Origin of the sequence: Paraburkholderia atlantica (assembly GCF_009362785.1) — a bacterium.
Taxonomy (GTDB): Bacteria; Pseudomonadota; Gammaproteobacteria; order Burkholderiales; family Burkholderiaceae; genus Paraburkholderia; species Paraburkholderia atlantica.
On the sequence record NZ_WHNQ01000004.1, the window covers coordinates 74,699 to 96,886 of the forward strand.

At 62.7% G+C, this 22,188-nt stretch carries 23 protein-coding genes and 2 pseudogenes; 13 read left to right on the forward strand and 12 right to left on the reverse strand.

All coding sequences use genetic code 11. The features are described from left to right. Nucleotides 1–13: 13 nt before the first annotated feature. The 5 genes from GCT19_RS06965 to GCT19_RS06985 all read right to left on the reverse strand — a co-directional run bounded on the left by GCT19_RS06965 (nt 14) and on the right by GCT19_RS06985 (nt 4,025). Complete coding sequence (locus GCT19_RS06965; protein ID WP_321576772.1) at nt 14–796, reverse strand: SDR family NAD(P)-dependent oxidoreductase; 783 nt, start codon at nt 794–796, stop codon at nt 14–16. A gap of 57 nt (nt 797–853) precedes the next feature. Continuing rightward, complete coding sequence (rhmD, locus tag GCT19_RS06970; RefSeq protein WP_152851465.1) at nt 854–2,032, reverse strand: L-rhamnonate dehydratase; 1,179 nt, start codon at nt 2,030–2,032, stop codon at nt 854–856. A gap of 78 nt (nt 2,033–2,110) precedes the next feature. Beyond that, entirely contained in the window at nt 2,111–2,863 is a 753-nt protein-coding gene (locus GCT19_RS06975) for an SDR family NAD(P)-dependent oxidoreductase (protein WP_152851466.1), read from the reverse strand. A gap of 162 nt (nt 2,864–3,025) precedes the next feature. Next, the gene (locus GCT19_RS06980; protein ID WP_018434370.1) at nt 3,026–3,259 is read right to left on the reverse strand and encodes a hypothetical protein; all 234 of its coding nucleotides are present in this window, start codon (nt 3,257–3,259) and stop codon (nt 3,026–3,028) included. A 148-nt stretch (nt 3,260–3,407) separates the two neighbouring features. After that, nucleotides 3,408–4,025, reverse strand: a complete 618-nt coding sequence (locus GCT19_RS06985; RefSeq protein WP_152851467.1) for a copper-binding protein — start codon at nt 4,023–4,025, stop codon at nt 3,408–3,410. An 860-nt stretch (nt 4,026–4,885) separates the two neighbouring features. On the opposite strand from GCT19_RS06985, the gene GCT19_RS06990 reads away from it, so the two are divergent. Beyond that, a complete protein-coding gene (locus GCT19_RS06990; protein ID WP_152851468.1) occupies nt 4,886–5,164 on the forward strand; it encodes a hypothetical protein in 279 nt (92 codons plus the stop codon). Between the two features lie 130 nt (nt 5,165–5,294). On the opposite strand, the gene GCT19_RS06995 is transcribed toward GCT19_RS06990, so the two are convergent. Next, nucleotides 5,295–5,603 (reverse strand): hypothetical protein, encoded by a 309-nt coding sequence (locus tag GCT19_RS06995; protein WP_026228475.1) that lies wholly within the window; start codon nt 5,601–5,603, stop codon nt 5,295–5,297. A gap of 788 nt (nt 5,604–6,391) precedes the next feature. Here GCT19_RS06995 and GCT19_RS07000 point away from each other — a divergent pair. After that, nucleotides 6,392–6,718, forward strand: a complete 327-nt coding sequence (locus GCT19_RS07000) for an H-NS histone family protein (protein ID WP_013092035.1) — start codon at nt 6,392–6,394, stop codon at nt 6,716–6,718. On the opposite strand, the gene GCT19_RS07005 is transcribed toward GCT19_RS07000, so the two are convergent. Together GCT19_RS07005 and GCT19_RS07010 are read right to left on the reverse strand one after the other, a co-directional pair. Next, a complete protein-coding gene (locus GCT19_RS07005; protein WP_176135630.1) occupies nt 6,715–7,353 on the reverse strand; it encodes an arsenate reductase/protein-tyrosine-phosphatase family protein in 639 nt (212 codons plus the stop codon). The two genes, GCT19_RS07000 and GCT19_RS07005, sit on opposite strands and share 4 nt — an antisense overlap. Nucleotides 7,354–7,717: 364 nt before the next feature. Continuing rightward, nucleotides 7,718–8,419 carry a J domain-containing protein gene (locus GCT19_RS07010; RefSeq protein WP_193727379.1) on the reverse strand — a complete coding sequence of 234 codons (702 nt, stop codon included), beginning with the start codon at nt 8,417–8,419 and terminating at the stop codon, nt 7,718–7,720. Nucleotides 8,420–8,925: 506 nt separating this feature from the next. Between GCT19_RS07010 and GCT19_RS07015 the strand changes: the two genes are divergently transcribed. The 5 genes from GCT19_RS07015 to GCT19_RS07035 all read left to right on the forward strand — a co-directional run bounded on the left by GCT19_RS07015 (nt 8,926) and on the right by GCT19_RS07035 (nt 13,857). Then, nucleotides 8,926–9,630 carry an NADPH-dependent FMN reductase gene (locus GCT19_RS07015; protein WP_018434362.1) on the forward strand — a complete coding sequence of 235 codons (705 nt, stop codon included), beginning with the start codon at nt 8,926–8,928 and terminating at the stop codon, nt 9,628–9,630. A gap of 320 nt (nt 9,631–9,950) precedes the next feature. Then, a complete protein-coding gene (locus tag GCT19_RS07020) occupies nt 9,951–10,166 on the forward strand; it encodes a hypothetical protein (RefSeq protein ID WP_008917353.1) in 216 nt (71 codons plus the stop codon). Between the two features lie 192 nt (nt 10,167–10,358). Further along, nucleotides 10,359–11,813, forward strand: a complete 1,455-nt coding sequence (iaaH, locus tag GCT19_RS07025) for an indoleacetamide hydrolase (RefSeq protein ID WP_152851470.1) — start codon at nt 10,359–10,361, stop codon at nt 11,811–11,813. Nucleotides 11,814–11,916: 103 nt separating this feature from the next. After that, nucleotides 11,917–12,705 carry a CDP-diacylglycerol diphosphatase gene (locus GCT19_RS07030; protein ID WP_152851471.1) on the forward strand — a complete coding sequence of 263 codons (789 nt, stop codon included), beginning with the start codon at nt 11,917–11,919 and terminating at the stop codon, nt 12,703–12,705. 159 nt (nt 12,706–12,864) lie between these two features. After that, a complete protein-coding gene (locus tag GCT19_RS07035) occupies nt 12,865–13,857 on the forward strand; it encodes a fatty acid desaturase (protein ID WP_152851472.1) in 993 nt (330 codons plus the stop codon). 25 nt (nt 13,858–13,882) lie between these two features. Here the strand turns inward: GCT19_RS07035 and GCT19_RS07040 are convergent, their stop codons facing one another. Beyond that, nucleotides 13,883–14,368, reverse strand: coding sequence for a Cif family virulence factor (locus GCT19_RS07040; protein WP_018434357.1), 486 nt, complete (start codon nt 14,366–14,368; stop codon nt 13,883–13,885). Between the two features lie 195 nt (nt 14,369–14,563). Between GCT19_RS07040 and GCT19_RS07045 the strand changes: the two genes are divergently transcribed. Both GCT19_RS07045 and GCT19_RS07050 read left to right on the forward strand, forming a co-directional pair. Then, entirely contained in the window at nt 14,564–15,502 is a 939-nt protein-coding gene (locus GCT19_RS07045; RefSeq protein ID WP_018434356.1) for a cation diffusion facilitator family transporter, read from the forward strand. 125 nt (nt 15,503–15,627) lie between these two features. Beyond that, the gene (locus GCT19_RS07050) at nt 15,628–15,939 is read left to right on the forward strand and encodes a hypothetical protein (protein ID WP_152851473.1); all 312 of its coding nucleotides are present in this window, start codon (nt 15,628–15,630) and stop codon (nt 15,937–15,939) included. Between the two features lie 45 nt (nt 15,940–15,984). Here the strand turns inward: GCT19_RS07050 and GCT19_RS07055 are convergent, their stop codons facing one another. The 3 genes and pseudogenes from GCT19_RS07055 to GCT19_RS07065 all read right to left on the reverse strand — a co-directional run. Beyond that, the gene (locus tag GCT19_RS07055) at nt 15,985–16,656 is read right to left on the reverse strand and encodes a SagB/ThcOx family dehydrogenase (protein ID WP_018434354.1); all 672 of its coding nucleotides are present in this window, start codon (nt 16,654–16,656) and stop codon (nt 15,985–15,987) included. Nucleotides 16,657–16,753: 97 nt separating this feature from the next. Then, nucleotides 16,754–17,035, reverse strand: a pseudogene (locus GCT19_RS07060) (MFS transporter); the annotation flags it as partial. Next, nucleotides 16,998–17,267 (reverse strand): annotated as a pseudogene (locus tag GCT19_RS07065) (hypothetical protein); the annotation flags it as partial. The pseudogenes GCT19_RS07060 and GCT19_RS07065, both read right to left, overlap by 38 nt. 104 nt (nt 17,268–17,371) lie before the next feature. Between GCT19_RS07065 and GCT19_RS07070 the strand changes: the two are divergent. The 4 genes from GCT19_RS07070 (at nt 17,372) to GCT19_RS07085 (ending at nt 21,943) form a co-directional block, all read left to right on the forward strand. Then, nucleotides 17,372–18,205 (forward strand): class II glutamine amidotransferase, encoded by an 834-nt coding sequence (locus tag GCT19_RS07070; RefSeq protein WP_152851474.1) that lies wholly within the window; start codon nt 17,372–17,374, stop codon nt 18,203–18,205. A gap of 15 nt (nt 18,206–18,220) precedes the next feature. Further along, nucleotides 18,221–18,913, forward strand: coding sequence for a response regulator receiver protein (locus tag GCT19_RS07075; RefSeq protein ID WP_227749210.1), 693 nt, complete (start codon nt 18,221–18,223; stop codon nt 18,911–18,913). 163 nt (nt 18,914–19,076) lie between these two features. Continuing rightward, nucleotides 19,077–20,369 carry an NRAMP family divalent metal transporter gene (locus tag GCT19_RS07080; RefSeq protein ID WP_152851475.1) on the forward strand — a complete coding sequence of 431 codons (1,293 nt, stop codon included), beginning with the start codon at nt 19,077–19,079 and terminating at the stop codon, nt 20,367–20,369. A 212-nt stretch (nt 20,370–20,581) separates the two neighbouring features. After that, a complete protein-coding gene (locus tag GCT19_RS07085) occupies nt 20,582–21,943 on the forward strand; it encodes a metallophosphoesterase family protein (RefSeq protein ID WP_152851476.1) in 1,362 nt (453 codons plus the stop codon). Nucleotides 21,944–22,188 lie beyond the last annotated feature (245 nt).

The window sequence follows — 22,188 nt, forward strand, 5'->3', positions numbered from 1 at the left end:
CATCGCGCGTCGCTTATTGCAGGTTCACGAACAGGCCGCCGTCGACGAGCAGCGCGGCGCCCGTCACATAGCGCGCGCGGTCCGACGCGAGAAACACGACGCAATCCGCGACGTCGTCGGGATGCCCGAGACGGCCGAGCGGAATGCGCTTCTCGAAGTAGGCCCTCTTTGCTTCGTCGGCGAGATCTTCGGCGTTCAGATCGGTGGCGATCGTGCCCGGCATCACCGAGTTGCAGCGGATGCCGAACGGTCCCAATGCAATCGCGCACGACTGCATCAGCGAATGCACGCCGGCCTTCGTCGGCGTGTAGTGCGTCTGCATGCCGCCACCCACCAACGCGCTGATCGAACTCGTCGCGACGATCGCGCCGCCGCTGCCCTGCTTTTTCATCTGCTGCGCGGCGGCTTGCGTGACGAAGAACGCGCCGTTCAGATTGACCGCGACCGTCGATTCCAGCACTTCGGCAGGCATGTCGAGAAACGCGTGGAACGGGCAGATGCCGGCATTGCTCGCGAGCACGTCGACCTTGCCGAACGCGTCGACCGTACGGCGCACCAGATTCTGGCCGGTGTCCCGCGCGGCGACGTTGCCTTCCACCGCGATCACGCGCCGCCCCAACCCCTCGATTTGGCCGACCACTTCCTCGACCGCCGAGCGGCGGCCATACGATGCGTCGTTGTCACCCCAGTAGTTGATCGCCACGTCCGCGCCTTCGCGGGCGCAAGCCACCGCGATTGCTCGTCCGATGCCGCGCGAGCCGCCGGTGACGATCACGACTTTGTCCTTGAGCAGCACCTTAGTCTCCTTTGACAGGGTTCGCGGTTCAGCACACGTTCAAAGCATTCAAATCGTTCAATGCTGATAAGGCCGCACCAGCGCGCATTCCGGGTTGAGCCGCACGCCAAAGCCCGGCGTGTCCGGCACCTTCATGCGCCCGTTCACCGGCACCGGCTCGTCGAGCAGCAGCGGGTTGAACATCGGCACGACTTCGTCGGCTTTCGGCGCCATCATCAGAAACTCGGAGAACGGCGAGTTATGGCGCGTGACGACGAAGTGATAGCTGTACACCGACGAACCGTGCGGCACCACCATCACGTTGTGCGCATCGGCGAGCGCGGAAATCTTGATTAGCTCAGTGATGCCGCCGCACCAGCCGACGTCGGGCTGGATCAGATCGCAGCACTGCATCTCCAGCAGCATCCGGAAGCCCCAGCGCGTCGCCTCGTGCTCGCCGGTCGACACCATCATGCCGCGTGGCACGTTGCGGCGCAGTTCGGCGTAACCCCAGTAATCGTCGGGAGGAAGACATTCCTCGACCCATTTGAGGCCGTACTCGTGCGCGCGTTGCGCGAGCCGCGTCGCGTAGCGCACGTCGAGACTCATCCAGCAGTCGTACATCAGCCAGAAGTCATCGCCGACGCGCGAACGCATGTCGGCGAGCTTGTCGAGGTTCTGCCTGAGTCCGTCTTCGCCTTCCGCGGGACCATGCTGCAACGGCAGCTTGCCGCCGATGAAGCCCATCTCCCTGGCGAGATCGGGCCGCGCACCGGTCGCATAGAACACCAGCTCGTCGCGCACGGGGCCGCCCAATAGTTGATACACAGGCTCCTTGCGGACCTTCGCGAGCAGGTCCCACAGCGCGAGATCGACGCCGGAAATCGTGTTCAGCACGACGCCCTTGCGCCCGTAGTACAGCGTCGCGAAGTACATCTGATCCCACATCTTCTCGATGTCGGTGACGAGCTGCCCTTCGAGAAAACGCGCGAGATGCTTCTCGACGATGAACGCGCCGATCTCGCCGCCGGTCGTCACCGCGAAGCCCACGGTGCCGTCGCTCGCCTCGATCTCGACGACCAGCGTGCCGAGCACGTTGATGCCGAACGACTGGCGGCTCTGGCGGTACTCGGGATAACGCGCCATCGGCGTCGCGATGTGATCGTCGATCCAGTGCCCGCCGGCCTGGTCGTGATAGTCCGCGCCGCCGCCGCGAACGATGAAGGCACGCACGTGCCGGATGGTAGGCATGGCCATGAAAGGGCTCCGTGAGAGAGGCGTCGAAGCGGCTCGACAACGCGCGTTCGACGCGTGTGAAATGCTTGAGCAGCGCGCTTAGTAAGTGGCGCGGCCGCCGGACAGATCGAATACCGAGCCGGTGCTGAACGCGCAGTCTTCGGAAGACAGCCACAGGATCAGCGCCGCCGCCTCTTCCGGCAGCAGGAATCGATTCATCGGAATCTTCGACAGCATGTAGTCGATGTGCTGCTGCGACATCGAATCGAAGATCTCGGTTTTGGCCGCGGCCGGCGTGACCGCATTGACGAGGATGTTTTTGGTCGCGAGTTCCTTGCCGAGCGACTTGGTGAGCCCGATCAAGCCCGCTTTCGACGCGCTGTAGTGGGAAGCATTCGGATTGCCCTCCTTGCCCGCCACCGACGCGATATTGACGATGCGGCCATAGCCCTGCTTCAGCATCTGCGGCACGACCGCGCGGCAAGTCAGGTACGGGCCGATCAGATTCACGTCGATCACGCGGCGCCACATGTCCGGCTCGAGTTCCCATGTCGTGCCGTTGCCGCCGGTGATGCCCGCGCAGTTGATCAGCACGTCGATCGAGCGGTGCTCGGCGAGCGTTTGCGCGGTGGCCTGCTGGACCGCGGCTTCGTCGGTCAGCTCGACCGTGACGGCGCTGACCTTGCCGAGTTCGCTCAGTTCGCGCTGGCTGCGCGCGAGGCGTTCGCTATCGACGTCCCACAACGCCACCGACGCGCCCGACTTCAATGCCCGCTGCGCGACCGCGTAGCCGATGCCGCGCGCACCGCCGGTGATGACGACCGCGCGTCCCTCCAGATCGATCCGATTCATTGCCGTGCTCCTGTGGGCCGCCGTGCGGCGCGCCGTCGAGTTGTTGTATATCGCTGCAGTCAATATACGGGCGGTGCGATGCACCAACAATTCGACTATTGCAGGAGGCGATAGCAAAAGTGGATCGGCAGCGGGATCGAACGCTAGAGGGAAGCGAAAATGCTAGTCATCGGCCGCGACGAAAAGCATCGACACATACAGAATGGTCGACACGACGATGATGCCGACACCGACCAGCACTTTGGTGCGGTCGAAGTTGATGCCGCCGATGATCGCTATGCCGATGCCGAACACCGACGACAATGTGCCGACCGCCGCGAGGCCCACGTGGATCTTGCTGCGGACCAGTCTTTTGCGCTCCGATTCGGCAGTGGTTTCCGTTTCGCTCTGTTCCATTCCCCGCTCCTTCGCGCGCGACGCAATGACCCTGGTGAAACCTGAGCCGCGATGGCCGGCGCGCGACATCGAATCTCCGGTTGCGGTTCGACGCCGCGCGCCTCGCGATACGCTTCAGCGTAGTTTATTTAAGCCTTGCCGAGCGCCGTTATTTGACGTCCGCGCCACTGCGCGACACCGACGCCGCGATGGCCGACACGAACACCGCGCGCACCGAATCGCCGACCTTCAGTTTTTCGAGCGGAATGTCCGGCGCCACGTCGAGCGTTTCGGTGCGAGACGGCCCGCGCAGCGTGATCGTGCGCTTCTTGCGATCGATCTTGCGCACCGTCGCCACGACTTCGACGCGCCGCGCCGATGCAACCACACCGTTGGCCGCGGGCTGCGTCACTTCGGTATCGATGCGCTGGCGAATTCCGCTCGGCGCGAGTTTGTCGACGCCGACCAGTAGCGCCTTTTTATACGCAATCGTCACGACGTCGCCGATATGCAGCTTGCTGACGTCGGCGGCTTGCGGATTCACGTCGAAGGTTTCGTCCCCGCCGTGGGGACCGCGCAGCGTCACGCTGTTCGTCGCGGGATCGATCGCGACGACGCGTGCCTGAACGTGCAGCAGCGCCGCGGCGCCGATTGCCCGCTGCTCCGGTGCGGACGCGGCCGCGTTGTCCTGCGCGAGCGCCGGCCCCCCCGCCGCGACCAAAACCGCTAACGCAACCGTGATCGCCTTCACCCGCATGAGCTCGGAGCCCGTTGCATTGCAAGCCATGAAATGCTCCTTTTGATTGCGTCGTTGTTACGACAAATGTTTTGTCGCAGATCGCGTACTACGCGCAGTAGCGGCAACTGCGGTCGCTTCGAAAAAAGGGAAAACGGACTATTAATCGCTTTTGTCAGACTGGGTATGCATTTTTTTGAAACCAATAACGGTTCCTTTCTGATGCGCCTATTTGTCTCGCAGAACTGATCGTGAAAAGCGCGTGCATCTCCATGCGATGCAGTCGGTATGCGCGGTGGGAGCGGGTGAGCTCGCGCAAGGAGCCGCGCGGCTTTGCGCACGGGTTCCCGGAGCGTCAGCGGTGGGGTTGGGAGCTAGCCATAACATATTCCTCGCAACGAGATGGACTACCGGGCGACCCAGTGTAAGCGGGTCCGGAAATTGCCGAACGTTATGACTATTTCAAACTGTCTCGGCGATGCTAGCAAACGGGTAAGGGAATGGCAAGACGAGGGATCGCGCATCGCTATTCCGACTAATCGGGCTTGCGGTGTCGATTCTTTTATGACGAGTGGCGATTCATTTCCGATAAAAATATGATGTCGTTGCCTGACAATGATCGAATCGACCCATTCGATATGCATTGAAAAGCGCCAGGCGCACAGGCGAATTTGCAATCTGCGAACTACTCAGCACAAACCCTTAATGGATGATACTGAAGCGATTGCGCATCGCTTCGCGACGGATACAAAAAATTGTCGTCAATCATTGGAATACTGCGGGTACGCCTGAATCGATCGAGCGAATTTTGCCGTGGAGGTCACAGTGATGTGGCATTACAGGCACAGCGTTTGCTATAGCTCGCGTCAGCGTTTAACACACACTATTTGAATATCGAAAGGACACCACACATGGTCACGACTCGCCCCTGCACCGCCGCCTGCGTCATCGACGGACGTCTCGTCACGCTCACTTTCTATCCGGACAACGGCGTGTTGCGGATTGCCGATCCGACCGGTGTCTGTCTAAAGGAAACGCGCTGGCATGGGTCATGGCGCGCTCTGCTGGAGGAGTTTCGCGGTTACTACGATGCGGCGGAAAACCACGACACGGCACGTGGCGTCGACGATATCGTCGCACGCCTCGGCGAGCGCAATGCTGATGCGCCGCGGCAATTGGCATTCGCGTGAAATGACATGCGCTTGCGCTCAAGCGCGTGAATGGCGGCGGCAGCGCGCGACGCCTTTTCACTGCCTGGAAACGCAGCGTCATTCTGGGCGCGCTTCATTCGGCGCGCCCGGCTGTAGGGGCGCGAACCGGTCATTGACCGAAATAGGTCTTGCACTCCGTGCTGAACGCGCAGGATTGGCTGCGCCGGCCTCCCGCTTGCGACTCGCCCGTCGGAACACCGCCATACGACGCGTTGCGCACGCCCTGCTCGCGCGGGTCCCAGCTTTGACCGTATGACATGTCGGTCGTCGCCTGTGCCGATTCGTTCGCATTGAGCTGCATCATCGCGCGACCTGACATGCCGGGGTCCGCCTGGCCGCTCAGTTCCTCCGCGGTGACTGTTCTCGGCACCAGAAACAGGACGGCGGTCGCGGCAATCATCAAGATACGTACTCTCATTTCCGGACTCCTCGATCCGGCGCAGCAGTGTTCGTCCTCCACAAGAATTGCTCCGCGAACAGCCAGCCTGCCCAATGGGGCCGAGGAACGGGTCGATGCCAATGCGCTACTGCTGCGACGGGTCACCGAACTAAACAGATGAAGAATTACCGCGCTTGCAACCGATATTCGACGCGCTCCTGAAGCGTCGGCGGAATCGGCGGGCATAAGGCGGTTGTAAGTCTGCGTTGCGCAGCTTTTCGTCTTTCTTTTATAGGTCGCGCCCCCTGGAATTCAATCCAGGAGCTTCCAGCAGAGTGGTCAATTGCCCACACCGTTCGATAAACCGCATTCACTGACAAATTCAATGTGAACTAAGCGTGCTTTGCTCGCGCATTGCGTTATGATGTTGCTACAAAGCACAAAAAGCGAACCCGCACATCGACGAAAGTCCGGTGAAAGACGGACAGCGTGGAGTGACTCCATCCATTCGCAATCACTGCATCGAGACTAAGAGTTTTTCATAGCGAACGTCAGGCTTACCGGCCTCGTTCGCCGCGCTGCGACATGCTGAAATATTTGCTGATTGAGACTCTCGGTTTGAGGGTCGGTTGTTCCAGCGGCCGTCTTTGTCCGAGGCCGTATAGCAATTCAGGGAGCAACGTTTTTTAGCCCGGCACATGGCATTTCCGTCAATCGACAACCCCACCGCGAGGCGGCCCCATTCAGTCGGGCTCGACGCTTCGCAGCTTTTTCCCCGCAATCTGTCTTCGACAGTACGCTGCACGTTTTAGAAGGACAAATATCCTATGGACGAAAGGAAGCGAGATAGCATGATTGCGTATCTCCGCCATCGCATGGAAGAGTTTGGTATCAGGCCAGAAGACCTTGCCGCGGCGCTGGCGACCGAGTCATTGGCCAAAAAGGCTGAGCGCTATCGCAATGCGACCGGAGACAGCTGGGATGGCAATGGCGAAATGCCGCAATGGTTGAAGCAGGCCATTAGTGCCGGCCAGAGCATTGAGCATTTCGAATTGGCCGCAAAACCGGCGCCCGCACCCCAACCGAAAAAACAGGTCGACTGGTCGAATGACCCGTTCGCCGGCACGCGGCTCGCGCGCCCGAATAACCGCTAGGTGCAGGCCGCCGCGCTCGAAGGCGCGGACACTATGGCTGTGGTTTCGAAACGAACCGCCGTGCCACGCACCGGTTTTGCGCCGCCGCTTGCCATATTCACGGTATTCGCGGCATTCACCGTATTCCCCGCATTGATGGCATTCGCCGGATCGACGATATTCGCGTGATTCGCGCGATTCGAGGCAGGCTGCGCATATTGCGGCAACTCGATAAACGCGCTGACCTGTCGCACGATCTGCCAGAAAGTCTTGTCGAAAAGACGGGCCTGCTCGTCAGCGGAGCCTTGGCCGCCCGCGAGCGGATCGGCAATGGTCCAATAGACGAACGCCGGCGCACCGGGAAATACCGGCGCATGCAGTCCGCCGACGGATTCGTCGAGCGCGATCACGATATCCATGCGGGGCGCCCATTCGCCGGTGAATTCCAGCCAGCTTTTAGGGCTCAGCACCGCGCGCCCGGAAATGCCCGGCTGCAATTGCGCGACCGCGAGTGGATGAAGCCGCGCGGCCGGTTCAGGGCCTGCGCTGAACGCCTCGAACCGGTGCCCCGCCAGTTCTCGAAGTAAAGCTTCTGCAATGATGCTGCGGATCGAATTATCGCGGCAGAGAAACAACACCTTATATTTTCTGGACACGCTTACCCCGTACCGATGTTCTTTTATTTAGCCTCTGGGCGGAATTGTGCCGCTCCAGTCTTGCGCCCCCGTGACACTACGGCGTCTTTTTTATTTGCGCCACGGGATTCGCGCCAGCTATCTCGAGTCCGGGGCACAGAGCACAACTTTGCGAACGATGGGCAGTGTACAGCGTCCTGCCCCCAGTTTCAGCACCCTTTTCAATATTAGTCAGATCAAGCGACGCGGCCGCCGTCCCACTGGTCCGGCTAGAACGGCTTTTCCGGTTCGCCGTCGGCTGCGGGCGTGGACGTGGCATAGGGTATACGCGGCCTGCGTCGCCTGGAAGAAGGTCGCGGGCGTCATCCCGGGTCGTTGCGACACGTCAGAATTTCAGGCCATTGAGGAACTGGAACCACAGGTTGCCGAGCGTGCCGGCCGGATGTATGTCGCCGGGGGTCTCATCGCGCTTCGCGTGGTTCGCGCGTTTGACATGCGGCGTGTCGTGAGAGGCGGTTTCTGAAGCCGCGCCGGTATCTTGCGCGGTTTTCGCCGGTTCCGGCTCGGCCGCCGCTTCCGCGCCCTTCGCCGCGTTGCCCGCGCGCTGGGCATTTTGCGCGGCGTCCGCCTCGTCGCGGCGCGCCGCCTGCAACGCCGCGACGCTGTCGGCGATCTGCGCGGCGCGCTGTGGTTCGCATTGCCGCCCGAGCAGCACGCCGAACAGCACGTCGCGATTGTGGCCCTGGTCCGCGAAGCGGATCGCGATCGAAACCATTTCCGCATACGCGACTTCGTCGGCCGCGCGCGCCGCCGCCTCACGCTTCGCCTGCGCGCGTTGCCGACGCGTGTGCTGCGCCTCCCACTCGCGCATCTGCTCGGCATAGACCGTGTCGTAGACCTTGCGCTGCTCGGCATCGGACAGGATCGCGTACGCGTCCTTGATTTCCTGGAACGCTGCGCGCGCCACGTCCTCGGCACCGTGATTACGATCCGGATGCCACTTCATCGCGGCTTTCCGATAGGCCCGCTTGATTTCGTCGTCGGTGGCGTGGGCGGGCACGCCGAGCGTGTCATACAGGGTTGCCATGCTGAGCTCGATCTCGCGGAAAATCACTGCGGGCATCGTAGCATGCAAAAACCGGCGTCATCGTGAAGTGGCTACCACGCAGGCGCATGCAACCGGCATTGCCGCAATGGCATAGCCGCGCATACCGGCCAACGACCCACGAAAAAAATGGCCCCACCACTTGCGTAGCGAGGCCGAGTCCCATGTCTAAGGAGATGTCATGGAGGAGACGAGTCCATCATATCGTCAGGCCCGCAACCGCCCAACCAACGGTTCACCATATGCTTATCTGCCGCGCTCTCACGTGCATTGCAGAGCGGCTCGGCGAGTTGTGGCCGGTCGGTTATATCGTTAGAACAAAAAGTCGCTTAGCCGTGTGGCGGCCGCTCATTAAGATGACACTTCAAAGTCCGGTTCGCTGCGGTCGGTCCATTCGCGGCCGTGCATGTGCGTTGCTAGCGCTGCATGAGTTCTGCATCAACCGCGCCGCCAACCACACCGTGAACCGCAATCGAAGGAGCATTTCGTTGAGCAGATCCGATCATTCCCGCCCGCCGCTCATCGTCGGTATCGGCGGTACGACGCGCGCGGCCTCGTCCACCGAGCGCGCGCTGGCCTTCGCGTTGCGCGGCGCCGAAGCCGCCGGCGCGCATACCCGCCTGTTCGGCGGCACTTTTCTGCATAGCCTGCCGCACTACGCGCCGGAACAGCCGGCTCGCACCGACGAACAGCGCGAGCTGATCGAAGCCGTGCGTCGCGCGGACGCGGTGATCATCGCGACACCCGGCTATCACGGCGGCGTGTCCGGGCTCGTGAAAAACGCGCTCGACACGCTCGAAGAATTGCGCGCCGACGAGCGCCCGTATCTGGATGGCCGCGCGGTGGGCTGCATCGTCACCGCCTACGGCTGGCAGGCGGCAGGCTCCGTGCTGACGTCGCTGCGCTCGATCGTGCATGCGCTGCGTGGCTGGCCGACGCCGTTCGGTGCCGGCATCAACACGCTGGAGACGCGCTTCGATAGCGTCGACAGCTGCTCCGATCCGAAAGTGATCGAGCAACTGGCGACCGTCGGCCAGCAAGCCGCGCAGTTCGCGCTCGCGTTCAATGCACAGCGTGCGCACGGCGCGCCCGCCGCGTCGAACCATTCGACCGCGAACCGGACATCCGCACCCAGCACCCCCACCTCGATCGCCGCGGACGGCCGTTCCGCGCGCGTCCTGCACGCGGTCTGAAATACTCTCCGGGCATCGTGACGCCGCCGCAATTGCGCGGCGCCACGCTTTGCGCCGAGCGACCGTGCGCCACATAACAGACATCGCGACCCCGCTCGAATAGAGTCCCGAACACAGCGACTTTGATCCGATCCGGGCTTCTGATTACCACTCCCGCGCCGCGCTGATTTGCTTCCGACGAAAGATTGGTTCACCCGCTGCGCAGCGCGCCCTACGCTTGACCTTGCCCGCCGCTTCACTCACCTTCGGCAACGACGGGGCCGCGCCGCACGCATTGGTATTCCGCACGACACTCGCGGACACACAGACAAGTCAAGATCATGAACTCACATATCCGCTATAAGGGCTACGAGGTCGAAGCGGCAACGCAACTGCTCCCCAACGGATTATTCGCCGCCAATCTGACGATCGAGCAGCGCGACGAGAATACGCGCAAGGCTTATTCGTTCGACGCGCTCGACTACTTCTTCGACGAAGAGCATGCGCTCGCCTATGCGTCCGACTGGGGACGCATGTGGATCGATAACCATCAATAAGCACATTCGATATCGATCGCAGCGAGCGCGACGCGTGTCGTGCATCGCCCGGCATCGGCTTTCAGGCGGATGTGCCAGAATAGCTGAACCCTTGCGTTCGCTGTCTGCCCGCGTGACCTGTCCGCTTCTTCGACGGATGCACTCGAACCTCGCGCCGCCCGCGACGCATCCATCGATACGGAGACGCCGGTCATGACATGGACCGTCGATGCACAACTCGCGCTCAGTGCGACACAAGCGGTCGAAGCGCTGCAATCCGGCCGGCTCAAAGCCGCCGACTATGTCGCAACCCTGCTCGCGCGCGCCGCCGCGCTCACGCAGCTGAACGCGCTCACCACGCTCGACTTCCATGGCGCGCTCGCCGCCGCGCAGCGCATCGACGCATTGCCTCCAGCGGAACGGGCGCGACTGCCGCTTTGCGGCCTGCCGATAGTCGTCAAGGACAACATCAACACCGCGGGTCTGCCGACGACGGCCGGCACGCCCGCGCTCGCCGGCTTCGTGCCGACCACCAGCGCGCCATCGGTGCAACGCCTCGTCGACGCGGGCGCGGTCGTGCTCGGCAAGGCCAACATGCACGAGCTCGCGTTCGGCATCACGAGTACCAACCTGTCCGCGCACGCGGGGCCGGTGCGCAACCCGTACGATCCGTCGCTGATGCCGGGCGGCTCGTCGGGCGGCACCGCGGTGGCGATCGCCGCGCGCATCGCGCCCGCCGGACTCGGCACCGACACCGGCGGCTCCACCCGCATCCCGGCGGCGCTGACCGGCACCGCGGGCTTGCGTCCATCGGTCGGCAACGGCGGCGCCGAGCGGCGCTATCACGACCCGAACGCGGTCGTGCCGATCAGCCATACGCGCGACACCGTGGGCCCGATGGCGCGCAGCGTCGCGGACCTGGCGCTGCTCGACGGCGTGATCACCGGCGACGGCGCGTTGCCCGAGATTGCGCTCGATGGCTTGCGCATCGGCTTGCCCGCGCCACTGTGGGACGCTCTCGAACGACAGGTCGAAGACGTCGCGCGCGCCGCGTTGCACAAGCTCGAAGCGGCGGGTGTCATGTTCGTGCCGGTCGCGATGACCGAGTTGGAGTACCTGAACGGAATGGTCGGCGGTCCGCTCGCCATTCACGAAGCGCGCGACGACGTGCTTGCGTGGCTCGTCGCGAATCAGGCGCCGGTGCAGACCGTCGCCGATCTGGCCGTGCGCATCGCGAGCCCCGACGTGCGCGCGATCTATGACGACGTGCTCGCAGACGTGCTCGGCTCGCACTACTCCGCCGCGCTCAACTACTGGCGACCGCGGCTGCAGAATTACGTCGCCGCGACGTTCGCGAATGCCGGTCTCGATGCGTTGCTGTTTCCGACGACGCGCCTCGTCGCGGTGCCGATCGACGATCTGAACGGCTCGTCGACGGTCACGATCGACGGCGGTCCGCCGATCGATACGATGGAAGCGTTCCTGCGTAATACCGACCCGGCCAGCACATCCGGCATTCCGGGGCTGTCGCTGCCGGCGGGTATCAGCGCGAGCGGGCTGCCGGTCGGCCTCGAACTCGATGGACCGCTCGGCTCCGACAGGCGGCTGCTGGCCATCGGTGTTGCGATCGAACAGGTACTGGGAGCGTTGCCGGCGCCGGTGCTGTGAAGCCCGTGTTTCACGCGTGCGCCATCCGGTTTGTGCTTTAATGCCTGCGCATTACAGCCTGCATTCCGACGCTTTCCCTGCCCGAACCCCACCCTAAGCGACGATGACGAACCTCGCCACCGCCCTCTCAACTCGCGGCCTCGCGCGCCGCATCGTTCATTTGACCGCCTTGCTCGCGGTCGCTTTCGCGGTCAGCGCCTGTGCGCGCCTCGCGACGGTCGATTCCAACGCGCTGTGGAAGATCGTCGAGATCCGCTGCGTGCCGTCGCAGCAGGCCACCGGCACGCCGGGTCAATGCACGGTCGTCGATCTCGACAAGCGCTATGTCGTCCTGAAGGACATTCTCGGCCGCTCGCAGTTTCTGCTGATGCCGACCGATCGCATCACCGGCATCGAAAGTCCGCTGATTCTCGCACCCGATGCGAAGGACTACTGGAGCGACGCGTGGGATTCGCGCCATTACGTGCAGCAAGCGGTCAAACGTGAATTGCCCGACGATCAGCTCGGCCTCGAAATCAACTCCGAATACCGTCGCTCGCAAAACCAGCTGCATATCCATATCGACTGCATGCGACATGAAGTCAGTGCCGCGCTCGCCAGTCACGCTCACGACGCGCCCGGCGAATGGCGCTGGGCGACGCTCGATGGCGAGCGCTACAGGATCATGCGCGTGAGCTCGCTGAGCGGCGCCGACAACCCGTTCAGGATCGTCGCGCGCGACAATCCCGATCCGGCGACGATGGCCACGCAAACTATCCTCGTCACCGGCGCGGGACCATCGGCGGCTCGGGATGGCTGGCTGATCGTCAACAGCGGTATCGACATCGATGGCGGCAGCGGCACGGCCGAAGGGCTGCTCGATCACGCGTGCCGCGTGGCGGACGATCATTGAACGCTTACCGGATACGCACTATCCGCGCCCGCTTTTCCACGATTGCGCAGATGCATTGCTCAATAAAATGGTTCGGGCGCACAGCGCCGCCCCGTACGATCGGTCTGGACCTGCGAACTGAAACCGCGGGTTCGAACAGACATTCGGACCGATTCAACGATGGCGATCTATCTCGACGACACCCAGCGCAACGATATCGACCGTCTGGCCGCTAGCCGGACCTGGCGCACGCAATGGCCGACATGGGCGCTGATCGTCGCGATCTACGGTGGCTGGTTCGGCGTCGCCACCCACGCTCGTCTGCTGGGTCTGCCGCTGACGGCCACGCTGCTGGCCATCTTCGGCGCGTGGTACATGTCGCTGCAGCACGAGCTGCTGCACGGTCATCCGACGCGCTCGCGATTCGTCAACGCGCTGCTCGGTTTCGCGCCGCTCGCGGTGTGGTTCCCTTATCCGGTGTATCGCGAGTCGCATCTGCGGCATCACGACGATGCGCATTTGACCGAGCCGGGCAGCGACCCGGAAAGCTATTTCGTTAGCGCAGCGCAGTGGCGACGCGCGGGCGCCGCGATGCGGGTGCTGCTGGTATTCCGCAATACGTTGATCGGTCGCTTGCTGGTCGGGCCGGCGTTTGCGATTGCCGCGACCGGTGCGCAGGCACTCGGCAAGATTCGCGACGGCGATTGGCGCGACCTGCCCGCATGGCTCGCGCATCTCGCCGCGCTGGTTGCACTCACTATGTGGTTGCAGCAGGTATGCGCGATACCGGCGTGGGTGTTTGTCGTCGGTGCCGGGTATGGCTCGCTCGCGCTTGCATCGGTGCGTTCGTTTCATGAGCATCGGATGGCGCAGCTGCCCGCACATCGCACGGTGATCAATGAGGCGGGATGGCTGTGGCGGTTGCTGTTTCTCAATAACAACTACCATGCGGTGCATCACGATCTGCCGCATGTGCCGTGGTTTGCGATTCGAAAGATCTATCAGGCGTCGCGCCAGCAATACATAGAACGCTCCGGGGGCTTTCTCGTGAATGGATACAGCGAATGGCTGCAGCGCTATTCACTTGTTCCAATCGCCGATCCCGTTGGCGGTGTGCCGCAAGATCACGCCGACAGCGGCCTTGATTCCGCTGCCGGGCATCTGTCGATATGAGGCCCGCAAGCGGCCCGTCGTTACGCTATGGAGCGGGCCGAATGGGCGTGTTCTGCCCCGCCGCAACCCACCACACTCCGTCCCGGCGCACCAGTACGTAAAGGGCCATCTCGGAGAACGACGCCGAAAGGTCATCGGACGGTTCTACCACCTGTCCGTCCAGCCCGAGCGCTATGCGCCGAACCTGCGCGACGGCCACACCGGGAGCCGGCGCAAGAACATCGACGATCTCGAAGCGGGAAGCATTGCCACCCTTTCCGGATCGCTTCAATCGCGCATGGATCGGATGCAGCTCCGCGTAGCCATGAACAGACGCGCCGAACGGGCTGCCCCACAAGATGTCCGCGGCAAAGTGGCGGTTCGACACGTCCGCGTCATGCTGGTCCCAGCCGGCCTGGAGTTCCTCGACGAAGCGCGCGACCGCATCGCTTGCCTGCCGCGTTGCGGATTCGTCGGCGCTCAGTGTCGGCCGGTTCGGTTGATGGCTGGCAGTCGTCGCGTGCGAAGTCATCGTGCATCTCCATTCGTCTGGTTCCTCAACAGAAAGGACAGAGGGCCGATGGGAATGTTCCACCTCTCACCCCGCAACGCACGGTTGATCGGTTGACTCTCTCGTAGTCGACAGGCGTTTCGAGGTCCGCTTTATGCTGTTCAATCTCCAAGCTCGGGAATCGCCCATTTTCGATTTGAACAAGGAGATAGGGTCATGAGGGCCAGGTCCGGGCGGCACATATCTGCGCCACGGGCGGTCTACTACGCCCTCGCATCGAATATCGCTGTCGCCGCGTGCAAGTTCGCCGTCGCGTTCTACACCAACTCGGGGGCCGCACTCGCCGAAGCCGTACACTCCAGCGCCGACTGCCTGAACCAGGTTGCGTTGCTCGTCGGTCATCGCGCCGCTCGAGCCGAGCCCGATGAGCAACATCCACTCGGCTTCGGTCGCGCGACCTATGTCTATGCAATGCTGGTGGCGATGCAGCTATTCATCTTCGGAGGCGTTGCGTCGATCGCGATCGGCGGCTTTCGCGCAATCCATCACTCGCGGCTCGAACAGCCTTTGCTCGCGATCGGCGTGTTGTGCGTGTCCGGCGTGATCGAGGCAGTCGCTCTCAGAGCCTCCATTCGCACGATCGAGCCCCGGCATCGCGCCCGCGGGCTATTGAACTGGTTCAGGGAAAGCGGCAGGCCGTCCGTGATGCTCGCGGTCAGCGAGGATGTGGCCGCGGTAACGGGCGTGCTCGTCTCCCTGATCGCGATCGGCATTACGGTTCTCACCGGCAATCCGCTTTACGATGCGCTCGGCAGTGTCGGCGTCGGCATTGTGCTGATGGCCACGGCTCTGTACTCGATGCGCGAGATCCAATCGCTTCTCGTGGGTGAATCGGCGCACCAGCGCATACGCCAGGAGATGCGCGCATGGCTCAGCGAGCGCAACGAAGTCCGTCGCATCGTCAGTCTGATCGCCTTGAAGTGGTCGGAGGATCTGGTAATCGCGATTCAGGCCGAGCTCGAACCGCACGACAGTGCGAACGAGCTGGTGCGCACGATCGACCGAATCGAGCGCGAATTGAAGGAGCGCTTTCCATCCGCTCGATGGATATTCTTCGAGCCCGAATTGCGAGAACATGGCCGAGCTCCGCTCTAGCAACGATGCAGCGCACCGGCGACACGTGGCGCGCCGCTTGCTTCCTCTATAGATGCGGGCGACATGGGGAGGGTTTGTTCCCCCAATGAACGGCTCGGTCAGGCCGGCTACGGCTGAGGGTGGCAATGGATAGCTTGCAGTGTGAGTACGACGATTGCGTGGTGCTGGTTCGCTCGCTTCGGAACTGGATTGACCGCCACTGGCCCATCGACCGCGCGCGCGTCAAGGCCGAGATGGGCCAGCTCATCGACATGGTGGAACGGGCCGGACCGCGCGACGCGATGTTTCACGGTCGTCTGGATGCGGCGCGCTCGCTGATCGTGCTCGGGCGATTGAGCGACGCGCTGGACTGTGTCGATACACTGCTGCCGGTCGTGCAACAAGGCGAGCGCAGCCCCAGGCGTTGGCCGATAACCGCCCGACGCTGGAGACCGTAAAACTCGCTGAGGCTCGATCGAACTCATCGTGCCTCTCCCCACGACTCAGGCCGGATAGCCTACCGGGATCAGATAGAGGACGGTCTGGCCGCGAGGCAGCCCGAGCTTGCGCGCCGCCGGGGCCCCGTCGACGGCGCCCACGGGTACGGCAACTAGCCCCAGCGCGACGACCTGCAGCAGCATGTTCTGGGTCGCATGCCCGACCTCGAGATCGGCATACAGATTGGCTCTGCCTCCATATCTCGCGGTCAGCCTGCTGGGGTCGGCGGCCACCACGAGCAAGGCCGGGGCCGCCTCGACCGACGCCTGGTTGACCGCAAGCGCTCGCAGTTCGGGGCGCAGGTCGTGGCTGGCGCGCTTCTCGGCCCGGTGGCCCTCCGGCAGGTAGTGCATCACCTCGGTCGCGGTCACCACGTAAAGTTCGAGCGCATACAAAGCGCCGGCCGCCGGAGCCGCGCGCTTACCGTCCGAGTTGGTGATGCCCTGCCCGGCCCACATCAATTGGCCAATGGCCTCGACCGGCAGCGGCTTCGCCGCGAATCTGCGCACCGACCTGCGCTTCGCGATGGCTTCCTCGAGGGACACCGTGCCTGTGAGGTTGGGCTTGGGCAACTCGATCTGATCGGTGAATTTCGCCTGGGCTGCCTGCGCCAGGCTGGTAGAACCCTCGGCGAGCGCGCCTGCGGCCAGCGCAACCAACAGTTCACGGCGTTTCATCGGGCACCTCCATCAGCAAAAAGCAGGCTGGCAGGCAGAGCCTGCAGCCTGCGCGAATCTCGGCACTGCGCGTTTGCGAACGCGGCCAGGCAACAGAACCCGCGACCGGTGTACGCCGCACTTCCGACAGATAGACCAGGATCAGAGAAACCCAGACGATCCCGTATAGGAACATGAAGCAGGTGGAACGCACGCTGAAAAAATCCAGCAGGATGCCGAAGATTATAGGCAGCAGGAATCCACCAAGGCCACCAGCAAGCCCGACGATCCCGGTGACGACGCCCATGTTCTCCGGAAAATCATCGGCCACCTACTTGAAGGTCGACGCCATGCGGAACGCGAAGACCGCGCCGAGCACGAACGCCAGCGCAACGAACACATACACGGTCACCCGCAGGTGAATGCTCGATCGACTGCCACGCCTGCACCGGTTCCAGCGAAGCGCGGCGCTCGCGCCACAGCTTGATCAGCGCACTGCGCACCAGCTCGTGATTGGGCACGTCGGGCCGGGTGCGCGGATAGTCCGCCAGCTGCGTTTCCCACGTGACGATGCCGCCCTTGACATAGATCTTCCATGAGCAGGAACCCGTGCAGTTCACGCCATGAGTTGTCTATGGTGACATGCGTCAAGTCTCCCTCAATCGGACTTTGGTCCTACAAACGCCGACCGCGCGGTGGTGTAGGTTTGTCATGCGCAACCGACAGGAGTCCAATCATGTGCCGCTGGCTCGCATATACCGGCAATCCACTTCAGCTCGAAACCGTGCTGTTCAACGCCCGGCATTCGCTGATCGATCAGAGCATGCATTCGCGGCTCGGCGCCACCACCACCAATGGCGACGGTTTCGGGATCGGCTGGTATGGCCACCCCACCGACATTCCGTTTCGCTACCGCTGCATCCAGCCCGCCTGGAGCGACCGCAATCTACGCGAGGCCGCGCGGGCGATCCACTCGCCGTTGTTCGTCGCGCATATACGCGCGGCGACCGACACGCCGTCGCAGGAAACCAACTGTCATCCGTTCCGCCACGGCCGCTGGCTGTTCGCGCACAACGGGCTGGTGCGCAACTACCCGAAGGTGCGCCGCGATCTGATGGTGCAGATCGATCCCGACCTGTTCCCGTCCATCGAGGGATCGACCGATTCCGAGGTGCTGTTTTTTCTCGCGCTGACCTTCGGGCTGCAGCTCACGCCCGTCACCGCGCTCGAACGGATGGTCGGCTTCGTCGAAACCGCCGGCCGCCGGCATGGCGTGGATGAGCCGCTGAACATGACCGTGTGCGCGACCGACGGCGAGCAGATCATCGCGGTCCGTTATTCGAGCGAAGGGCAGTCGCGCTCGCTGTTTCACAGCAGGTCGTTCCGTCATCTGCGCGAGTTGTATCCCGACGACGAGCGCATCAAGACGGCCGGCGAGAATGCGTTCCTCGTGCTGTCCGAGCCGCTCTCGGACTTGCCGGGTATCTGGCAGGAAATTCCCGAGAGCACGGCGGTGGTCGCACGCGGCGGCGAGATCGAGCAGTTTGCGTTCAAGCCACGAATGGACTGAGCCGCGCCTGGAATTTTGCGCCTTGCCGCCCTATGCTGCGGGAATGAGCAAGGTCAACGGCACAAAACGTGCGTACTGGCTCGGGAGAAACGCGGCGTGTCATCTTCGAATCCGGGACCGACGGCAGAAGACAAGCTCGCCTTCTGCGTCGCCTGCACCGCACTGGATCAGGCGACTCGCGATCTGCAACAGTTGAGAAGTAACCCGGCAACATCGCTGAATGCGCTGTCGAAAGCGCAGCGCGACTATGAATTGACCCGGGTGCAATGGCAGCGCTGTCAGTGGCAACTGCGGGCCGCAACGGCTCACGCAGTGAAGAGACCGTCACAATGCCTCGGCGCCGTCGTCATCGTCGGGCACGACAAGGCGGTCCGGGATTCTCTGCGCGTTCTGCTCAATGTAAAGGGCTATGGGCGCTCCAAAGCGCTCGGTTTCGATCATTGGCATGAAATATGGCTCGAACCGTCGCGCCAATTGATCGTTCTCGACGTGCCCGTCAATTCGATTACGACTGCGTTGTGGTTCGTGGAGAGCTTCGATACAAGCATCGATAAGCCGAGCATCATCGCGTTGGCGCGGCCGGAAGACGCGGCCAGTTTTGCTGGCAAGGTCGACGCCATCGTTGCCAAGCCCATCGTGCTCGAAGAACTGCTTTACGCAATCGACTTGATCCAGTTGCAAGCGAAGACTCCAGCGCATCATGGGTGACGGTGTCCGTCGGCACGGCCCCAGGTTCGTTCCTCCCCTATAGAAGCCCGTATTTCCGCCTACTTTCGCTGAAGCCGCGCTTCGCATCTGCTTGCCGAAGCCGCGCAACGCCTGCACGAACACCCGGGCCCGCAATTTGCTAACTGTGGGCGCGAGGTGACATATGAACGACGAAAAATTGATCGAGCCGGAATCCGCCGTACGCGATCCTGTCGAGCGATCCTGGATCAGACGCCTGGGCCCCGGCCTGATCACGGGCGCGGCCGACGACGATCCATCCGGAATCGGCACGTATTCGCAGGCCGGCGCGCAATTCGGATTCAACCTTCTATGGGTGATCCTGATCACCTATCCGTTGATGACCGCCATCCAGCTGGTCAGCGCGCAGATCGGCCGGGTGACCGGCAAGGGCCTCGCGTCGAACATCCGCGCGCATTATCCGGCTTGGCTGCTGTATGGCGCGGTCGCCCTGCTCGTCGTGGCAAACGTGATCAACATCGCCGCTGATCTGTCGGCGATGGGCGCCGCGGCCGGACTGCTGCTGCCCGGTCCGCAACACCTTTATGTCGTCGGCCTCGGGGCGTTCTCCGTCATCCTGCAGATTTTTGTCCCCTATGAAAGCTACGCGCGGATTCTGAAGTGGACCGCGCTATCGCTTCTTGCGTACGTCGCAGTCGCTTTCATCGTGCCGATCCCGTGGGGCGAAGTCGCACGCGCGATTGTGTTGCCGCGCATCTCGCTGACGTCGGACTATCTGACCATGGTGGTCGCGGTGCTGGGCACGACGATCAGTCCGTACCTGTTCTTCTGGCAGGCGTCGCAGGAAGTCGAAGAAATGCGCTCGGCACCGGAACAGGCGCCTTTGCGCCGCGTACCGCATCAGGCACCGGCGCAGTTGCGAAGAATCCGTTTCGATACGTGGGTCGGCATGGGGGTGTCGAACTTCGTTGCATTTTTCATCATGTTGACGGCGGCGGCTACACTGCATCTGCACCACATCGAAGTGAAAACCTCAGCCGATGCCGCGCGGGCGCTCGAGCCGTTTGCCGGACGCTTTGCTTACGTACTGTTTGCGCTCGGCATCATCGGCACCGGCATGCTCGCGCTGCCGGTTCTCGCCGGCTCGGCCGCCTACGCAGCCGCGGGCAGCTTTCGCTGGCGCAGCAGTCTGGCATTGCATCTGACGCTCGCGCGCGAATTCTATGCGGTGATCGCACTGGCCATCGTCGGCGGCGTGGCCATCACCTTCATGCATTTCGACCCGATCCGCGCGCTGTACTGGAGCGCGGTGATCAATGGCGTTACCGCGGTGCCGATCATGGTCATCATGATGCTGATCGCGCGAAGTCGGCGGGTGATGGGACAGTTCGCCGTCAAGGGCGTGCTGGCGTGGGGAGGATGGCTCGCAACGCTCGCGATGGCGCTGGCGGCGGTGGGCGTGTTCGTGCCGTCGTAACACACGTGTTCCACCACGAACCCGGCCTTCGCGCGGAACGGCGGTGCTCCGCAATTCGCGCCAATCGGGCGGCGCAACGGCAGCCGTATCTGAACTTCCTCGATTTACCTTCGTCTGAACGGTGCATCCGGCCGCGTACAGCACCGTCATATGCCGACGGTTTGCCGACAACCGCGTGGCCGCTCCCGTTCGACGATCAAGGAGGATTGCACATGCCGAAGAAGCGTTCAGACGAATCGTCAGCCGCCCGCGGCAACCGCAGAGGCAGAATTCTCGCCGCGCCGGTTTTCTCGCAGCCGCAACCCACGCCGGACCCGCAAACCTTCGTGGTCCGGCACGCATCCGATACCGCCGCGTACAAGGTGATCGACGAACTGAACCGCGAGCACAAGCTGAAGGCGCTGCCGTTTCCGCCGCCGCGCGGCGGCACCGAGCCGCGGCTGACGTTTGCGGAGGTGGTGAACAACAACCAGAAGCTCCTCGATACGATCAGCGAGAGCGGACAGATCGTCTTTCACGCCACCGGCGACTGTGGCAGTACGAAAGGTCCGGCCACCCAGAATGAAGTCTCGGACAAGATGGTCAGCGACTTCGACGAAGCCGATCCCGCCGAGGTGCCCCAATTCAACTTTCTGCTGGGCGACATCGTCTACAGCTTTGGCGAGGCGCAGTACTACTACGATCAGTTCTATGAGCCGTATCGCAACTATCATGCGCCGATTCTCGCCGCCGCCGGCAACCATGACGGAATGGTTTCGCCGTTGAAGCATGAGAAGAGCCTGCAGGCGTTTCTCAGGAACTTCTGCTCCGACTGCTTCCAGGTCTCTCCCGATGCGGGCCACCTTTCACGCACAGCGCAAATTCAGCCCGGTGTCTTCTTCACGTTCGAGGCACCGTTCGTGCGCATCATCGCGTTGTACAGCAATACGCTCGAAGACCCCGGTGTGATCGCTGACCGTCACATCGGCAACAGTCAGCTGAAGTTCCTGAAAGCGGCGTTATTGCGGGTGAAGAAAGAGAACTATCGAGGCGCGCTGCTGTTCGCGCATCACCATCCGCCGTATGTGGCGCGCGGCCGTCATGGCTGGAGCGTGGAAATGCAGCAGCAGATCGATACCGTTTGTCATGAGGTCGGTATCTGGCCACACGCGGACCTCGCGGGACACGCGCACAACTACCAGCGCTTTACGCGAACCCGTTCCGATGGCACCCACATCCCTTACATCGTTTGTGGGAACGGCGGTCACCAGGTGCAGCGGCTCACCACCAACGGACAGTCGCCCCTCCGCGCGCCGCAGCTGCTCCAGGCCGCGTCGAAAGACACCGATGCGGTCGTCCTTGAAAGCTACGACGACCGCAACTTCGGCTATTTACGGCTCGTCGCCAACGCGAGGCAATTGCGCATCGAATACCATCCCGCCGTTGACGGACCCAATACGAAAACCCCCGACGATCAGGTGACCATCGATCTGGCCACCCGGCAGGTCGCGCACTACGTCGCTCGCGACTCGGGCATACCCGCTCTTGCGGAGCGCATTCGTCAATTCGCGCAGGTCCAGCCTCGCGAAGGCTGACAGGTGCGCAATTCGCCGATTTGATGCGATCCGCGGCTCCCGCTGGTTTCCCCGCATTAAAGATTTGTGAATATCTACGGTAATCGTAAAAGTGAGGCGGCTCGCAGCGTTCGAGCCGTCGCTCAACCCGGTAGTCGGAGAACAGCGTGAGATTCAAAGCGGTCTCGTGCCCTAAAAAACCCCGATTGAGTCCCGGGTCGACAGCGACGCACACGCGAATGGCTGGTCAGCCCGCAACCAGCAGT

Bases quoted from the DNA above. Each gene is read 5' to 3' on its own strand.
- GCT19_RS06990 (WP_152851468.1), top strand. From the start codon at position 4,886: ATGGTCACGACTCGCCCCTGCACCGCCGCCTGCGTCATCGACGGACGT.
- GCT19_RS07020 (WP_008917353.1), top strand. From the start codon at position 9,951: ATGAACTCACATATCCGCTATAAGGGCTACGAGGTCGAAGCGGCAACG.
- GCT19_RS07070 (WP_152851474.1), top strand. From the start codon at position 17,372: ATGTGCCGCTGGCTCGCATATACCGGCAATCCACTTCAGCTCGAAACC.
- GCT19_RS06975 (WP_152851466.1), bottom strand. From the start codon at position 2,863: ATGAATCGGATCGATCTGGAGGGACGCGCGGTCGTCATCACCGGCGGT.
- GCT19_RS06985 (WP_152851467.1), bottom strand. From the start codon at position 4,025: ATGGCTTGCAATGCAACGGGCTCCGAGCTCATGCGGGTGAAGGCGATC.
- rhmD (WP_152851465.1), bottom strand. From the start codon at position 2,032: ATGGCCATGCCTACCATCCGGCACGTGCGTGCCTTCATCGTTCGCGGC.
- GCT19_RS07030 (WP_152851471.1), top strand. From the start codon at position 11,917: ATGACGAACCTCGCCACCGCCCTCTCAACTCGCGGCCTCGCGCGCCGC.
- GCT19_RS07080 (WP_152851475.1), top strand. From the start codon at position 19,077: ATGAACGACGAAAAATTGATCGAGCCGGAATCCGCCGTACGCGATCCT.
- GCT19_RS06980 (WP_018434370.1), bottom strand. From the start codon at position 3,259: ATGGAACAGAGCGAAACGGAAACCACTGCCGAATCGGAGCGCAAAAGA.
- GCT19_RS07010 (WP_193727379.1), bottom strand. From the start codon at position 8,419: ATGGCAACCCTGTATGACACGCTCGGCGTGCCCGCCCACGCCACCGAC.
- GCT19_RS07050 (WP_152851473.1), top strand. From the start codon at position 15,628: ATGGATAGCTTGCAGTGTGAGTACGACGATTGCGTGGTGCTGGTTCGC.
- GCT19_RS07040 (WP_018434357.1), bottom strand. From the start codon at position 14,368: ATGACTTCGCACGCGACGACTGCCAGCCATCAACCGAACCGGCCGACA.
- iaaH (WP_152851470.1), top strand. From the start codon at position 10,359: ATGACATGGACCGTCGATGCACAACTCGCGCTCAGTGCGACACAAGCG.
- GCT19_RS06995 (WP_026228475.1), bottom strand. From the start codon at position 5,603: ATGAGAGTACGTATCTTGATGATTGCCGCGACCGCCGTCCTGTTTCTG.
- GCT19_RS07000 (WP_013092035.1), top strand. From the start codon at position 6,392: ATGGACGAAAGGAAGCGAGATAGCATGATTGCGTATCTCCGCCATCGC.
- GCT19_RS07045 (WP_018434356.1), top strand. From the start codon at position 14,564: ATGAGGGCCAGGTCCGGGCGGCACATATCTGCGCCACGGGCGGTCTAC.
- GCT19_RS07035 (WP_152851472.1), top strand. From the start codon at position 12,865: ATGGCGATCTATCTCGACGACACCCAGCGCAACGATATCGACCGTCTG.
- GCT19_RS07085 (WP_152851476.1), top strand. From the start codon at position 20,582: ATGCCGAAGAAGCGTTCAGACGAATCGTCAGCCGCCCGCGGCAACCGC.
- GCT19_RS07055 (WP_018434354.1), bottom strand. From the start codon at position 16,656: ATGAAACGCCGTGAACTGTTGGTTGCGCTGGCCGCAGGCGCGCTCGCC.